The sequence below is a fragment of the Streptomyces kryoterrae genome, from assembly GCF_054072135.1.
Genome location: NZ_CM133358.1, coordinates 2,402,049 through 2,415,068 on the forward strand (window position 1 = coordinate 2,402,049; position 13,020 = coordinate 2,415,068).

The 13,020-nt window shown below is 71.1% G+C and carries 8 protein-coding genes; 2 read left to right on the forward strand and 6 right to left on the reverse strand.

Annotation, left to right across the window (positions count from 1 at the left end):
- Positions 1-33: 33 nt before the first annotated feature.
- Genes ACW4TU_RS10085 through ACW4TU_RS10110 form a run of 6 tightly spaced genes read right to left on the reverse strand, consistent with a single transcriptional unit; the run spans position 34 to position 7,145 of the window.
- Positions 34-1,122: a hypothetical protein gene (locus ACW4TU_RS10085; protein WP_457426766.1), complete on the reverse strand. Its 1,089-nt coding sequence runs from the start codon at positions 1,120-1,122 to the stop codon at positions 34-36.
- Positions 1,123-1,132: 10 nt separating this feature from the next.
- Positions 1,133-2,956: an NHL repeat-containing protein gene (locus ACW4TU_RS10090; protein WP_457426768.1), complete on the reverse strand. Its 1,824-nt coding sequence runs from the start codon at positions 2,954-2,956 to the stop codon at positions 1,133-1,135.
- Entirely contained in the window at positions 2,937-3,671 is a 735-nt protein-coding gene (locus ACW4TU_RS10095) for an SDR family NAD(P)-dependent oxidoreductase (RefSeq protein ID WP_457426770.1), read from the reverse strand. The genes ACW4TU_RS10090 and ACW4TU_RS10095 overlap by 20 nt, the downstream gene beginning before the upstream one ends.
- Positions 3,668-4,486: a phytanoyl-CoA dioxygenase family protein gene (locus ACW4TU_RS10100; protein WP_457426772.1), complete on the reverse strand. Its 819-nt coding sequence runs from the start codon at positions 4,484-4,486 to the stop codon at positions 3,668-3,670. Before ACW4TU_RS10100 ends, ACW4TU_RS10095 begins: the two co-directional genes overlap by 4 nt.
- On the reverse strand, positions 4,483-6,378 hold the full coding sequence (locus tag ACW4TU_RS10105) for an SIR2 family protein (protein WP_457426774.1): 1,896 nt from the start codon (positions 6,376-6,378) through the stop codon (positions 4,483-4,485). Before ACW4TU_RS10105 ends, ACW4TU_RS10100 begins: the two co-directional genes overlap by 4 nt.
- On the reverse strand, positions 6,375-7,145 hold the full coding sequence (locus tag ACW4TU_RS10110) for a hypothetical protein (RefSeq protein WP_457426776.1): 771 nt from the start codon (positions 7,143-7,145) through the stop codon (positions 6,375-6,377). The genes ACW4TU_RS10105 and ACW4TU_RS10110 overlap by 4 nt, the downstream gene beginning before the upstream one ends.
- A 160-nt stretch (positions 7,146-7,305) precedes the next feature.
- Between ACW4TU_RS10110 and ACW4TU_RS10115 the strand changes: the two genes are divergently transcribed.
- Positions 7,306-8,850, forward strand: coding sequence for a hypothetical protein (locus ACW4TU_RS10115; protein ID WP_457426778.1), 1,545 nt, complete (start codon positions 7,306-7,308; stop codon positions 8,848-8,850).
- A gap of 401 nt (positions 8,851-9,251) precedes the next feature.
- Positions 9,252-12,998 carry an nSTAND1 domain-containing NTPase gene (locus tag ACW4TU_RS10120; protein WP_457426780.1) on the forward strand — a complete coding sequence of 1,249 codons (3,747 nt, stop codon included), beginning with the start codon at positions 9,252-9,254 and terminating at the stop codon, positions 12,996-12,998.
- Positions 12,999-13,020 lie beyond the last annotated feature (22 nt).

Sequence of the window (13,020 nt, forward strand, 5' to 3'; positions counted from 1 at the left end):
ACGCCCATCCGGGCCTCCCGTCGAAGGATCGGTTCACTCGGGAATCGGCAGGGGCCGCACCGGCCATCGCGGACCGTAGGACGGGATGACCAGGTAAGGTCCGTCGTCGCCGGCCACCGGGCAGGCCGTGAACTCCACCTCGTCTCCGTCCCGGCAGAAGCCGAACGCCTTGGAGTAACTCACCACGGTGGCCGTCGCGCATCTCAGCCCCGAGCCGGCCACCACATCCCTCACCCGGAAGACCGCGGGCAGGTCGAGGTGCCCCGGTGGACCGTCCTCGACGAGAACACCGCGCACCCCGGTAGCGGCACCCAGCGGCCCGCGCAGGGGTGGCGCCTCCGGGTGGAGTTCCCCGCGACCGCGCGAGTGGTAGGAAACCGAGACGCGCACGCCCCGGTATCGCAGGTTGAACCGATTTCTGCGACCGGCTTCGAACGCGGCGTACATCCGGTGCGAGGACACGGTGGGATAGGCGGCCCGCCAGACGTAGTAGAGGTTGGTCTGCTCGTCCGGTGGCCAGCGCCGCTGCCAGCGCGAGTCGGCGCAGGTCAGCAGTTCGTGAATCGCCCGCGTCATCGCGGCGACCGCCTCGGCACCGTAGACGTCGAGGTCGACGTCGGAACGTTCGTTCGACAGACCGAGAGCGTACGACCCGTTGAGCCCGACCTGCTCGGGGTTCACTCCGGCGGCCTCGGTCATCGAGACGAGCAGCTCGGCGACCAGCCGCTCACGCCGAGATCCGGAATGTGCGATCGTCCTTCGGCCCGCCTCCTCGGGCACGATGGTGGCCTCGATGTCGGCCGGTGCGAGCAGTTCGAAGCGTCGTCCGTAGAACGGCACGTCGACGAAAGGGAGACGCCGTCGCGCGGGTGTGCCGTCCGGCCAGCGGTGATCACGCACTTTCACGAGCCCGTCGCGCTGTTCGTAGCCGCGCCGCGGCGCGTCGTCGACGGGCGCCCAGTCCGGTACGACCAGCACGCCGTTGCCGGGGTGCAGGTCGCCCACGGCCTTGTACACCCACCCGTCCCGCGTCCGGAACTTGTCGGCGTACCGCACCCCTCGGTCGGCGAACCCACCGAGCGCGGGTACCGGCGTGCCGGACCTCCACGCGGGAACATCCATGGTCCATGGCTCAGCCACCGAGCAGCTCCAGAAGTGAAGGAAGATCGACGAGGACGAGACGGGAATTGTCGAAGTCACTCAGCAGAAGCGTCCGTTCGTCACGGTCGACATCCACGTGCCGCGGGAAGAACAGACTGCCCACGAGGCTGTCGAGGAGCGGGGACAGCGAGCGGACAGCACCGTCGGGACTCATCAGCAGGACCCTGTGCCGACCCGTGTCCACGACCAGCAGGGCACCGTTCCTCAGACGCGCCATCGCGCGGGGCTGCCGCAGGGAGGCACCGGTGTGGGCGCGTACCTCCTCCGCTCCGAGCCATGTGCCGCACCGACCGTCCGGAGAGATCCGCACCAGCCGGTCGGCACCCGTGTCGGACACCAGGACACCGCCGTCCGGCAGGGGCAGGGCCATGTGCGGATCGGACAGACCGGCGTGCCACCAGCTCGCCTCGCCGTGCCGGTCGATCCGGGTGACGGTCCCGTTCGCGCTGTCGGTCACCAGCAGTTCGAGCGGTGACCCGGACGTCACCACGACGTGGTGCGGGTCGGCGAACGGGACGGGATCCGACGTCCCCCGCGGGCGCCACGCCGTCAACTGCCAGCGGGGAGAGCCCGCGTGATCCAGGCACAGCAGCCGTCGGCGACGTCCGTCCGCGATTAGCGTGCCCTCCGGGACGGGGGTCGCGAACCGGGGCCAGTCCAGCGCCGCGTCCGGCGTAGAGTCCGGTGCGTGGGGGCCGGGAAGCACGCGCTTCACCACTCCGGTGAGCGTGACCTCGATCACGCGGTCGTTGTGGCAGTCGGCGACCATCACGGTGCCCCGGTGGGTGAAGTGGGCGCCGCGGGGCTGGATCAGTTCCGTGGCCGTCGTGTCGCACCGCCCCAGCAGCACGGTGCAGGTGTCGTCCGCCCCCAGCCGCAGCAGCCGGTCACCGCGGCCCTCTGCCACGAGCACGGTCCCGTCGGGGCCCTCCTGCGCGCTGTTGGGGTGCCACAGCCTGAGCGTGGACTGCGCGTGGGCGTCGGTGCTGCCCCAGGTACGGGACGCGGTACCTTCGGCGACGTCCACGACCCGGTTGTTCTTGGTGTCCGCGATCAGCACGCTGCCCGAGCGGGTGAAGGAGGCCCAGCGGGGGGCGTTGAGCATTCCCGGTCCCTTGCCCGCCCTGCCGGGCCGGCCGTGGACAAGGGTCGCCCGGGGCGACCGCGCGCCGGTCGATACGTGGAGTACGACGTGTGCACGGGCGTCGGCGACCAGGAAGCCGGCGCCGTCCGGGTCGACGCACACCCCCCTGGGCTCCTCCAGCCCCTCCGCCGCGCCCAGCCGGTGACGGAGGCGGCCTTCGGCCGTCAGGACCAGTACCTCACCGAGCAGCGGCAGGGCCACCACCAGGTCGCCGGATCCCAGGACCCCGGCGGCGGCCGGTGGCCAGGCCCTGGGCGGCAGGTCACGGGGGGCGAGCAACGCCGTATCGGTGTCGTCCGGCCGGCGCAGGAACATCCCCGCTGGTGTCGTCAACACCATCCCGTCCCGGTCGGCGGCGGCAAACGTCACGTCGGGCGCACACCGTTCCCAGTGCCGTCCGGCCGCCAGCACTCGCAGTCCGTGGTCGCGGTGGACCGCGACGATCTCCCCTGTCGGTGCGAGGAAACCGCAGCGGAAGCCGGCCTCGTCCAGAGGGTCCCGGCGCACATGTCCGGGGACGGTGAGCCGCCTGCCCAGTTCCCACGCGGTCACCGGGATGTCCGCCAGCCTCTCCAGAGGCAGCGCGGCCGGAACGCACGTCCCGGCCGACGCGGTCAGGGCATCGGTCGTGTCACCAAGGATGCGGATCACCCGCTCTCGCCGTGAAGGGTGGAAGCCCTTTCTGTGGATCGGTAAGCAGCAGTCGCACCAGATCGGCGGCGGCGGTCGCGGGAGTGTCGTGTGCGTCGGGAGCGCCCAGGGCGGTGCGCAGCGCACCGGGGTGGACCGCCACGACCCGGATGCCGAGACCGGCGAGTTCCTGCCGGAGGCAGAGGCTCATCATGTTCTGCGCGGCCTTGCCGATCCGGTAGGCGTAGTGCTTGCCATCGGGGCCGTCGTCCTTCGCGGCGGCGGCGAACGAGCCCCACCGGGAGGAAACGTGCACGACGGTGCCGCAGGGCGAGCGGCGCAGGGCGGGCAGGAGCGCCTGGGTGAGCCGCAGCGGACCCAGACAGTGGGTGACGAACGAGTCCAGAACATCGTCCACGGCCAACTCCCGCAGCCTTTGCGGCGGGTGGCCGACCCCGGCGTTGTGGATCAGAAGGCCCACCGCCCCGTCCCCCACCTCCCGTGCGACGCTCCGTCCCACGGCGACGTCCGTCACATCGCCCACGACGGGACGCACCATGTCCCCGAGTTCGCGCAGCCGTACGGCGTCGGAGGGGTTCCGTACGACACATACGGTACGAAAGCCACGGTCGGCGAGTTCGTCGGCCAGGTGGAATCCGAGGCCGCGAGCTGCTCCCGTGACAATCGCCGTCGGCTTGGCCCCGTCCCGCGTCGTCTCCTCGCCGGCCGGGATCATCGCCGCGCGCCGAAGCAGTCCGAGCCACCCGGGACCATGTCTCGCGGCGACGGGGGCATCAGGGCGGGCAGTGCTCCGGAGCGCTGCCCGGACGGCCGGTCGTTTCCCCGGTAGAGGTGACTGCCGCTCACCAGCACCTGACGGCTGTGGTCCGGGTCGTGGTCGAGTTCGTCGGCGCTGCGAAATCCGAGGACCAGGCTCATCCGGGTGTGGTTGCTGGTGTTGGCGCTGACCGTGTGGAACGCGAGTGCGTCGAACAGCAGCACTCCACCGGCCGACATGGGGATCGGCAGGGCCTGGTCCAGGAGGTCCGTGAACTCGGCGTGCTCGTCCATCCAGGTGCCTCCGCCGTCAGGTTGTGGCACCCCGACCAAGGGCAGGTGGTGCGAGCCCGGAACGAGATGCGTACAGCCGTTGAGAACCGTGGACTCCTCCAGGTACACGACAGCGGTGACCAGGCCACGCGTCCACTGCAGGATGTCCCGATGCAGTCGCGGTTCAGCGGTTCCCGGACGGTTGATGGCCGCCTGGTTGTGGCGGTTGAGCACGTAGACGACATGGGGACCGAGGAGGGAGCACAACGGTGCGACGAGCTGCGGCAGGGTGATCAGCTCGTGCAGGAGCTCCGGATGGCGCTGGTAGAGCCGGTACAGCTTGGGCTGCGCTCCGGGAGCGTCCGCCCCGGGTGGGGACACGGCCGTCTCGTCGCGGACCAGCCCTCGTAGTCTCGATGCCAGCGGCGCCGGGACGGTGTCCGGCAGGCGAAGGTATCCGCTGTCCCTGAAGTGCCGTGTCTGCTGTGCCGTGAGACTCATCGCAGCCTCCGTCGCATGGCGTGTACCGGTCCCCGCCGACCGGACGTGGAGGCGACGCGCCCACTCGACCGATGCCTCAGACGCCGGGGCAGATACCAGGCGAGCAGCCGGAACCGGTGCCACCAGCCGTACTGCAGAGTGGCCAGGGCGAAGAGGTACTCGTGCGTGCTGAACACCCGGTGCGCGCCGGGCAGGAGAGCGGTGCGCCAGGCGCCCGCCGTCGAGCCGAGGAAGAGGTTGGCGGTGAGGAGCTGCCCGTAACTCTCCCGCAGCGCCTCGTCACCGACATCGCGTTCGTCGGGCGGGTAACCGTCGCGCAGGACGCGGTGGCGGTAGCTCAGCATCCCCTGCAGATCGCCGGACTCCCGAAACCACGTGGAGGACTGCTCGGCGTGACGGTCGTCGGCCCGTGGCGCACCGCGACGGAGGGCGTCGAGACTGTCCCGGACGTCCTGGAGTGCGCGGAAGGCGTTTTCGTAGCGCTGCTGCTTGTCGCTGTCGGGACCGGTGCCGTCGTGGGTCCTGGCAGCGGGCATCCGGGTGAGCAGTCGGCGTCCGAGGAAGCGCAGGTCAGGGGTGCGGTGCATGTGCTCGATCACGCGGTTCATGGTCTCCTCCAGGGCGTACGCCTCCGGATCCCTGATGCCCTTCGGATCGTCGACGACGACCTTCAGGCGTTGCCTTCGCAGCCACAGCCAGGCCGGCAACAGTCGCCCCTGCGCCCACAGGCAGGCGCCGATGCGCTCCGCCCGCACATGCCGGTCGGGCCCGTCGGCGGGGGCGTGCCACCACATCCGCCGTAGCGTGTTCCAGGCGCCGGCCTCCCACAGCAACTGCGAACGCACGGCGCGCTGTTCGACCGGGTCGTCCGCGCCGGTACCGCCCGCGCGCAGCAGTCTGCGGACTTCGCGGTGCAGGCCGAGCGAGCGGTACAGCAGGAAGCTGGCCCGGTGCCGTTCCGCGTCGGTGACCGGTAGCTGCGGATCCGCCGGGGCCCGGGGCAGCGGATCGGCCGGCGCCGGCAGGCCCCAGTCCCGTGCGACCTGCGTCAGCAGCTGATCGGTGCGGCCGCACACGATGTGGACGTCGGCTCCCGCCTTGCGCAGCAGGGACTGGAGGGGGACGGTGTCCTGGTCCGGCACGTGCGCCGGGTGTCCGGAGTGCATGACCCACAGCAGGCGCAGTCCGCGCAGTCCGTCGGACGGGAGCCGGGCCACGAGCTGGTCCACGTCGAAGTAGTCGCTGCCGCTGTAGCCGATGACGATCACCGCCCGGTGAGCGCGCAACAGCCGGTACAGGTGCTCCGCCTCTTCCTCGGGGAAGCCGGTCTGGATGCGGCTCAGGGTGGCGCCGAGGTCCCTGCTGTCGGGCGAATGCGCGAAGGAGCCGTGGAAGTGGTGGACCGCTCCGTCGGGTACCGGCCTTCCCTGCCGGGTTTCGTAGGCGTGTTCGATGCAGGTGTCGAAGTTGGCGGTCACGTGGCGGCCGCCCAGCGCGATGTGGTCGGCCGCGAAGGCGTGCAGCCGGTTCGGCGCCGCCTTCCTGACGTCGTCCAGGATGTCGAAGGTGTCCGGCGAGCCGTCCGGACGGGCGCGCGCGGCGGCGTCCAGTGCCGTCTCGAGCCTCGGCAGCTGAGGGGCGGGCAGGCTGGTGTCGTACGCGCACAGTGGACTCGTGCGCAGGCCGACGACCTGGTGGTACGTCAGAACCGTGGCGAGAGCGCCCGCTTCGAAGAAGGTGTCGAAGACTCGCCGGGTCAGCTCCGGGCCGCTCGGCAGGCTGGTGGGTCCCTCGACGGAGATCCCGGCTCCGGACCACAGCAGCACCTGGTCCGGCCGCAGCCCGGCGAGCAGCCCCGTGGCGTCGGCCACGACGGAGTCCGGGGCGCTCACCGCGGGACCGTCTCGGGGTCGACGTCGTCGGACGTCGAACCGGTGGAACCGGGCAGGGACGCCTCCCAGACCGCCTCGAATCGGTGCAGCCAGTAGTCGTACCAGTGCGGGGACGTACGGCGGGTCAGCAGCAGATGCATGCGTTCGTTGATCGTGCGGTCGCCGAAACCGTGGAACTCCACCACAAGGATGCCGTCCGGGCTGTCGCCGTTGACGATGAGCAGGCTGAAGCCCGGGTTGAACGGCAGCCGGCGAAATTCGAACCCGGGCATGCCTTCGAGGCGGCGCAGGGTGCGCAGGGAGCCGCGCAGCGCCAGTTCGAGGTCGAGGTTGTCGTCGAGTTGCACGGCGGCGTCGGTGACGGCCTCGCGGGAAGGATCGAGGACGACGAACCGGACGGTTCCCCCGCGTTGGAGGATCATCCGCCTCAGATCGTCCGCGCCGGCCAGGACGTTGATCGCGGTGGGCCCGTACACCCGCAGATCCCGAGCGTGTTCGAGAAGCGTTCGCAGCGGACCGAGGTCCTCCCGCTTGTGAAGCACGTCATCGGCCGAGGCCGGCCCGGGCTCCGACGGCGCTGCCGTACGGAAGACGAGAAACGCCAAGGCGGCCGCGGTGAACTGCAGCAGACGCCGGCTGTCGACCACATCGAACTGTCCCAGTCCGACGAGCACCAGGCCGAGAAGGAAGAGCACGTACGCCTCGATGTGGCGGCCACGTCGTACGTCGTGCACGACGACACCGAAGCGCCTGCGCAAGGTGTTCACTCGCTTGTCCTCTTTCACATGGGTCGTGCCGGATGGTGTCCCTCCGACTGAAGCGGCTGCCGCCGAACTGCGGCAAGGCACGTTTGTGTCCGCATCGGGCATCGTTGTATCCGGCGCACGGTTAGTCTCCGGTCGGTGGCCGCGACCGAGGAGACGGCGGATGACGAAGTGGCGCAACGGATCGGGGACTCCCGCCGGGATCGAGCTGTGCCTGGCGGCCCTTCACCAGCGCGGCATCTCCGGGACCATGGCAGCGGTCGGTGCCTTTCGCACGACCTACCCGGACTACGAGTTGTCCGACTCCATGGTCAGGTCCATGATCAACGGCACGAGGGAACCCAAGCCGGACTTCGTGCACCGTCTGGCCCGGTTGGCCGACGTTCCGGTGGCCCAGGTGTTCGCGCACCTGGGCTGGCTGCCCCCCGAGGAGGCGGCCGACCCCAGCGTGCTCCATCTGGTGCGGCAGCTGCGTACGGGCATCACGGCGGCCGGGCAACTCGCCCGGGAGGCGGCGGAGCCATGGTTCGACCGCGCCCCGGCGGCCGCCGCAGCGGCGGTTCTGACGAACGAGGACGGCGCCCGCCGGTACACGGTGTCGCTGTCGGCGGTCGAGTCGGGCGACCGCTACAGCTGCGCCCTCATGGACGTCGCCGAGTTCCATCTTCGACCGGGGGTGCGGCCGCTGCCCCTGGACCGGGCTGTCGCCCTCGCCGACGGCGGACTGCTGCGCGGCACGCTGGCCGCGGCCCGCCGCCAGGAGATGGCCGAGCACCCGGACTACTGGTCGGTGCGGCTCGAACTGACCGCGCTGGCCCAGAGGGCGCTGCAGTACCGAGGCGAGTACAGCTGGCAGGGCCAGCCCGGTGCGCGACTCTGGCTGGACGCGGACGACGGATACCGGCCCCGCCATCTGCTCGTGCAGGACCGCATCGCCGGAGTACGCCGGGAACCCGTTCCGGCGGCGGCCAGACAGTGGGCCGACCGGGCGATCCCGCCGATCGTCGTGATCGGTCATCGCCCGTTGGCAGGGGGCGCCGCCGCGTTGCTCGCGGAGGCGCTGGGGCTGGAGTACGTCCTGCCCCGGTCCGGCGAGGAAATCGTCGCCGACGGTTTGTTCCTGCCGGTCCTGCGGAGCCCGGTCCCGGGTCGGGTGGAGGCCTGGCTGTCCGTGATGAGGCATCTGCGCACCCGATCGACGGCCGGGGATCCCTGGCCCGCGGTCATCCTGACGCGTCCCTACGTCTTCGCCGGGCAGGGACACGACGCCGAGCTGGCGCTGGACGAGTTACGCCGGCTGCCGGCCCACGTCGTGTCCGTCCGGCCGTCCGACACGACACTGCGCTGGTGGGCCTCACGCCGGACGGGCTCGGAAACCGCCGGGGACGCGGAGGCGCGGGCATGGGTCGCACGGGAACTGCGCGCGTACGACAGGATCGAGACGGTGCTGAGCGCGCGGCCTGCGGATCGGACCCTGCTCATCCGGGTACCCGAGCCGACGAGCCCGTTGCGGGTACGGGGCTGGGGCTGGCCGGACATCGTGGCCGACCTCCAGCCCAGGCTGGCCTGGGCGGTGCTGGAATGGCTCGATCTGACGGCCCATCGGCGGGGACCGAAACTCTCCGGGATGTTGCGGCCCGGGCTGCTGTCGGAGTGGGCGCCCACTCTCCGAGACGATCCGGGTGTGTCCTCGCTGATGCCCCGGTGAGAGGCGGACGACCGGCCGGCAGCTCAACGGATGTCGTCGGGCTCTTCCGGATCGGCAGCCCCGCTGTGACGGGCGTTGTGCATGCTCTCCCCTCCCTTCCGTCCTGGTCGAGTCCTGCGTGACCCCCGCCACCGCCCGGCAAGGCTCCCCTCCAGGCACCGGGCGGCGCGGCGGCCTCCGGACATGAGCAAACCCGTGGTCCTGGGCGGACGACAGCCTGTTGCCCAAACACCGGACGATCCCCGACAGTGGTCGGACAGAGTCGGACAGGGCCACGGCCTGCGCCACCGGCCCGGACACCGTCGGGGGGACGGATGCCGAAGGGGCACAGCAGACGCCATCGACACCACGAGGAGTCCGGCCCGGGAACGATCGGATCGGTCTCGGATTTCGCCCACCAGTTGACTCAGGCACGCGTGCGCGCGGGGCTCACCGTGCGCGATGTGGCCCGCGTGGTACGTATCGCGCCGAGCACGGCCGGCGACTATTTCTCGGGCCGCCATCTGCCACCGGTACGGGCGACGAAACTGCTCACCGACATCCTTCTCGCCTGCGGTGTCGACGATCCCCACGCCTTGGAACACTGGCACGAGGCGCTGGTGCGGCTGCGGATCGCGCCGGGTCGGCCACGGGCCGACGCGCCTGTTCCCTACCGGGGACTGCGTGCCTTCGAGGAGGAACAGGCGGAGTGGTTCTTCGGCCGGGACGAGTTGACGGCCACGCTGGTCGAGCGATTACGCGTGCTTGCCGGGTCCGGAGGCGGTCTACTGGCCGTGGTCGGCCCCTCGGGCTCCGGTAAGTCCTCGCTGTTGCGCGCCGGGCTGATTCCCGCGGTCCGCCGCGGGGTGCTGGGGAGCGACGCCGGAGCGGGGGAGAGTGCCCGCCCTGTGGTCCTGATGACTCCGGGCAGTCACCCGACGGACGAACTGACCGCCCTGCTGCAGGCATTGGACGACCCCGCTCCGCTGATCGTGGTGGACCAGTTCGAGGGGCTGTTCACCATGTGCCCGCAACCCTCCGAACGCGCCCGCTTCATGGAGTTGCTGGGCCGTCCGCGTCCCGGTCTCGTCGTCATCGGGCTGCGGGCCGACTTCTATGCACAGGCCCTCCGGTTCCCGCTGCTCGCCCAGGCTTTGCAGACCCAGCAGCTGGTGGTGGGTCCCCTGGCACAGGACGAGATGCGCCAGGCCATCGTCGGACCGGCCCACAAGGCCGGGGTGGAGGTCGAGAGTGGCCTGGTGGAACTGCTGCTGCGCGACCTGACTCCGCGCTCCTCACCGGGCGACGGCACCGATATGGGCGATGCCGCCCATGACCCCGGTGCACTCCCCCTGCTGTCCCACGCCCTGCTCGCCACCTGGCAGGGTGCGCCCAGCGGTCGCCTCACTGTCGCCGCCTACCGCAGCAGCGGCGGCATTCACGACGCCGTCGCCCACACTGCGGAAACGGTGTTCGCCGATCTCTCCGACGTGCAACGGGACATCGCCCGCCAGGTCTTCCTCCGGCTGGTGAACGTCTCCGACGACGCCCTGACCACCAGGCGTCGGGTTCACCTCGCGGAGCTGCTCGACACGGACGGTCCACAGGCCGGGGAACCCACCGCCGTCCTGGCCGCATACGTCGAGCAGCGGCTGATCACCGCCGACAGCGACACGGTCGAGATCTCACACGAATCGCTGCTCACGGCGTGGCCCCGATTACGGGAATGGATCGGTGCGGACCATGCCGGGCTACGGATCCACCGGCGGTTGACCGAGGCCGCACACCACTGGAAGGACGCGAAGCGTGACCCCGGTCTGCTGTTGCGCGGCACCGCTCTCGCGCTGACCGGTGAGTGGGCGGCCGACGCCGTCCACAGCCACGCTGTGAACGCCGACGAACGCGCCTTCCTGGAAGCTTCGTTGCACCACCAGGAGCAGGAGCGCCGGGCCGCCCGCAACCGCACACGGCGGCTGTACCAGTTGCTCAGCGCGGCGGTGGCGCTCCTGCTCGTCACCTGCGGGCTGTCCCTGTACGCGCAGCGGGAGCGAGACCGGGCCGACCGGTCCCGGGCCGAGGCGGAGTCACGCCAACTGGCGTCGGAAGCGGCCCGGATCGGTCAGCACGACCCCTCCGTCAGCGCCCAGCTCGCGCTGGCGGCCTACCGGACGGCACGAACCCAGGAAGCGCGCGCGGGCCTGATGGACTCCTCGGCCTCTCCCTCGGCGACACGGCTGACCGGCTTCACCGGGTTGGTCCAGGCGGTGGCCTTCGACAGCGCCCGCACCCTGCTGGCCGCCGGCTCGTCCGACGGCTCGGTGCGGTTGTGGAGCACCGCGGACCGTACCCGGCCCCGGTCGCTGACAAGGCTGCGTGTTTCCGATGAACTGGCCGTGTTCGCCGTCGCGTTGAGCCTTGACGGCAACACGCTCGTGGCGGGCGGCGGCAAGGGGCTGCTGCATCGCTGGGACGTCTCGGATCCTCGTCGTCCGCACCCGCTGCCCGATCTGCCGGGCAGCCCGGACGCGACCGTCTACGCGCTGGTGTTCGCCCCCGACGGGAACGGTCTGGCCGCGGCGGGCTCGGACCACACGGTACGACTGTGGCCGAACGCACGTTCGGCGGGAACAGTGGGCACACCCGTGGTGTACCGCGGCGACGACTACCAGCAGTCGGTGGCGTTCAGCCCGGACGGCTCCATGATCGCCGCCGCCGGACGCGACGGCAGTGCCCGGCTGTGGCGTACACACGGCAGCGGACGTACGGTCCCGTTGGCGACGCTGGGGAAGTTCGAAGGGCCCGCTCTGGGGGTCGCCTTCAGCCCGGACGGTCGTTTCCTCTCCGTGTGCAGCCAGGACCGCACCATTCGCCTGTGGGACATCTCGGACCCCGGCCGTCCACGACGGTCGGCCTCACCCGAGGACAAGGCCGACGGCTGGGTCAACGCCCTGGCGTTCAGTCCGGACGGAGCGATGCTCGCCACCGGGGGCAGCGACGACGCCGTACGGCTGTGGGATCGCGCGGCCGGGTACAACGCCGCCACCCTGCCACACCCGGGAGCGGTGACGTCGGTGGCGTGGTTCGACCGGCGGACGCTCGTGACCGGCTGTTCGGACGGCGTCATCCGGCTGTGGTCACTGCCCTCCCCCGTGCTGGCGTCGGCACAGGGGGTCAACGCCCTCGCCTACAGCCCCGACAGCCGGCTGATGGCCGTGGGCACCCTGGAGCTGCAGTTGTGGGACCTCGCCCGGCACGAGCGCGTCGGCCGGTCCTGGACACCGGGCGGCGACACCTTCGTCCAGTCGGTGACGTTCTCGCCGCGCGGCCGGATCCTGGCCGTCGGTTACAGCGACGGCCTGGTCCGTCTGTTCTCCTACACGCTCACCGGCGAACTGACCGCACGCGGCAGGCCGTTCCGGGTGGCGAGCAGCGGCACGGTCGAGTCCCTGGTCTTCAACGCGAAGGGAACGGTACTGGCCAGCGGGGCCGACGACGCCACCGTACGCCTGTGGGACACCGGCAGACCGGACCAGGTCAGGGCTCTGCGCACTCTCACCGGGGCGACGGACGCGGTGCTGTCGGTGGCCTTCACCCCGGACGGGCGGCACATCGCGGGGGGCAGTATCGACCGCGCCGTGCGCGTGTGGAACGTGTCCGGGAAGACGACGGACCCGCTGGTCACCCTCCGCGGCCCCACCGGCTACGTGTGGTCGGTCGCCTTCAGCTCCGACGGCTCGACCCTGGCCGCAGGCAGCGCGGACCGCTCCGTCCGGCTGTGGGACGTCCGCGCCATCCGCCGTCCGGTGCGGGTGGGCCCCGATCTGACCGGCTTCACCAGCTACGTCTATTCGGTCACCTTCAGTCCGGACGGCCGTACCCTGGCCGCCGGCAGTACGGACACGACCGTCTGGCTCTTCGACGTCTCCGACCCCCGGGCTCCCGACCTGAACGCGGTCCTCACCGCGGCCACCGGCCATGTGTACGCGGTCGCCTTCAGCCCCGACGGAACCACGCTGGCGGCCGGGGGCGAGGACCACACCGTCCGGCTGTGGGACACCGACGCGGACGCCACAGCCGCCCGGCTGTGCGAAACACGAGGGGATCCGCTCACCGCGTCCGAGTGGCGCCGCTTCCTCCCCTCGGTCCCCGAGGTATCCACCTGCCGGTGAGACCGAGAGCGGCGGCGGCCCG

Bases quoted from the DNA above. Each gene is read 5' to 3' on its own strand.
- ACW4TU_RS10100 (WP_457426772.1), bottom strand. From the start codon at position 4,486: ATGAGTCTCACGGCACAGCAGACACGGCACTTCAGGGACAGCGGATAC.
- ACW4TU_RS10085 (WP_457426766.1), bottom strand. From the start codon at position 1,122: ATGGATGTTCCCGCGTGGAGGTCCGGCACGCCGGTACCCGCGCTCGGT.
- ACW4TU_RS10095 (WP_457426770.1), bottom strand. From the start codon at position 3,671: ATGATCCCGGCCGGCGAGGAGACGACGCGGGACGGGGCCAAGCCGACG.
- ACW4TU_RS10115 (WP_457426778.1), top strand. From the start codon at position 7,306: ATGACGAAGTGGCGCAACGGATCGGGGACTCCCGCCGGGATCGAGCTG.